Genomic DNA, 2480 nt, shown 5'->3' on the forward strand with positions numbered 1-2480 from the left:
GACAGGTGCGCTAGATACCCAAACCTCTCATGAAGTCATGGCTCTCTTTACCGAACTCAACCGCCAGGGCATTACCGTCATCATCGTGACCCATGAGCCTGACATTGCCGCCCAAGCTCACCGGATCATTCAGGTTCAAGATGGGTTGCTTCAAGGGACAAAGACAGCAGAAAGACATTAGTCAGTCTATGCCGTTCAACAGAACCATTTGGCTCAAGCTAGTGTTCGTGTCGCGCTGATGCAAATCAGAAGAGCAAGCCATCAAAATAAATGTCCCACTGTGATGAATTCCTATCGTTGACCTCTCTCACTCTTCAACCAGCCCAATCAACCTTGAGCGTGATCGCTGTCAGCGAGACAGTTGAGGGAACTTTATTAATCCACAACTCAAGAGATGTCGCTGACGGGAACCCAACCGGCGATTGTCACCAAATCTGAGCACGGAACCCGCGATCGCTGAAGCCGGAGTGGTCGTGCAACTCTGCCCATCAGGTGGGTCAGATCAAACCTGAAGGTGGATGCACCTGACGACTTCACGTCTTAACGTGAATCATCTTGGTAGCACAACGCTACAGGTGCAATCAGATTTTGGAGATATCCCCATGAAACACTTAATTCAGCATGTTCGACCCACACGAGCGGCAAAAGTCGTCGGGACTTTAGCGCTCACTTCGATGGCGCTATTCACTGCAGCCTGTGCCCCGCAAGCGGCAGATCCCGGCGACGCCGGCGCTGACATTGAAGAAAATGTCGAGCTGGAAGAAGCGCCAGAAGGCATGGAACTGGACGCAGAAGCGATCGACGAACCTGAAAGTGAGGTAAACGCACCGAGCCTGACGGATGATGACGTTCGCGAAACTGCTCTCGTTGAACTGGTGGGTGAGACTGTGACCGTCAGCACGGAAGTGACAGAAACGCTTTCTCCTAACGTCTTCACCGTTTATGATGTGGAGTCTTTCCGAGGGGAAGAGGTTTTAGCGATCACCGACCTCCCCGCACCGATCGCGGGCGAAAACATTGAGGTGACTGGCGAGATTATGGAACTCAACGTTGCGCTCATTGAGGCCAACTACGGCATCACCCTCGCCCCAGACGTGATCGCCCTCTATGAGGGCAAGCCCTACCTGGCCGTAAAAGCGATCGAGGTGGTGGACTAACCGCCCACGGGGCGCGTCGGCGACCCGCTCGACCCCGTCGCTTACGCGAAAAAAGCCGCCCCCCTCAGCGCCGTCGGAGACGTAGAGCGCCCCTTCGGGCGACACGGCGCCGCAAATGATCCCGCCTTCGAACACGCCCACGTCTTCCAGCGTTTCGAGACTGGGATCGTAACGGACGAGGCGCTCGCCCTGGCCAAAGAGCAGGGACCCGCCGAGCACGAAGAAGCGTCGCGGCCGTGGCGATTCGATGGCGCGAAGCATTTCGAGCTCGCCACCGGCGCCCACGCGCAGCAGTGAGCTTCGGTCCACGGCGCACTGGGCGATGTAGAGTACGCCGTCCAGGCTTGCGATGGCGCAGGGGTCGTCTAGACCCAGCGCGCGTTCTTCCATCAACCCGTCCGGCGCGTAGGTGCGCACCCAATCGGCCCGCCTCGCCACAACGTGAAGGCCGGCATCGTCCACGGTCACGACGTCGCTGCCGGCAAAGGTGTCTGAGGGGGTGTCGTCCAGCTGCGTCAGCGGCGTTCCGCACCCCTCGAGCTGGAACAGGTGGGAGCGGCCCGGGCTCGCTGCGCTGTGAAAGGCCGTATGCATGATGATTCGGCCGTCGAAGCGCTCGAAGACGACGGGCGCGTCGCTTCGAACGCTGGTCGCCAGGATCTGCGTGTCCCCGCCGGAGCACGCGGCCTCGCATCGGTTGGGGATCACCTCGCCGCAGGTTCCTGCGCCGCATTCGCCGCACTCGAGCATGCGGCCGCAGCCGGAGGGCACTTGGCCGCACGTAGCGCCGAGCTGACTGCACGTGAGCGGGATGCAATCGCCGTTGTCTTGGTCGAGTACGCGCAGTTCGGTGGTGCAGGCGGCGAGCATCAACGCAAGAACGCACGTTGTCACCGACGACCAAGCCATGCAGGGGGTCATAGCGCCGCTCGTGGAAGTTCGGAAGGCGGCGTGGGGCCCGTGCTGGGCGCGCTCGCCGGCACGACGCCAGCGCGCAGCAGACGCGAGGGGGCCATTAGGCGAAAAACGTTTCACCCGCCCGTAATTGTCCATGTTTTACTCGCCTACTCGGGCTCAGGCTCGGAGAGGTAGGCCACGAAACCCACGCCCTCGCCGATGGCACCCAAGGGAATCACCGCGTAGCCGTGCCACTTGTGAAAGAGCTGCTCTTGGCCCGTGAAGCCGCCTGGGCTTCGCCCAAAGCCCTCGCGCATGATCTCCGGTGTGGGCACCTGCGAGACGATCTCCTGGGGCGCATCGGGCGACGCGTACATGCGCTCGCCTTGGTACATCGAAACCCAAATCGCCATGCCCGCTTCGATC

General features: G+C 60.6%; 3 protein-coding genes. 1 reads left to right on the top strand and 2 read right to left on the bottom strand.

Going from position 1 to position 2480, the window contains the following annotated elements; genetic code table 11:
- The coding region (locus tag AAF184_25665; GenBank protein MEO0425743.1) for a hypothetical protein at positions 1–181 on the top strand (181 nt) is incomplete at its 5' end.
- Positions 182–974: 793 nt separating this feature from the next.
- Here AAF184_25665 and AAF184_25670 read toward each other — a convergent pair.
- Together AAF184_25670 and AAF184_25675 are read right to left on the bottom strand one after the other, a co-directional pair.
- Positions 975–2051, bottom strand: a complete 1077-nt coding sequence (locus tag AAF184_25670; protein ID MEO0425744.1) for a hypothetical protein — start codon at positions 2049–2051, stop codon at positions 975–977.
- 170 nt (positions 2052–2221) lie between these two features.
- A partial coding sequence (locus tag AAF184_25675; GenBank protein MEO0425745.1) for a hypothetical protein occupies positions 2222–2480 on the bottom strand: 259 nt, incomplete at its 5' end.

The organism is Pseudomonadota bacterium, assembly GCA_039815145.1.
Taxonomy (GTDB): Bacteria; Pseudomonadota; Gammaproteobacteria; order Steroidobacterales; family JBCBZW01; genus JBCBZW01.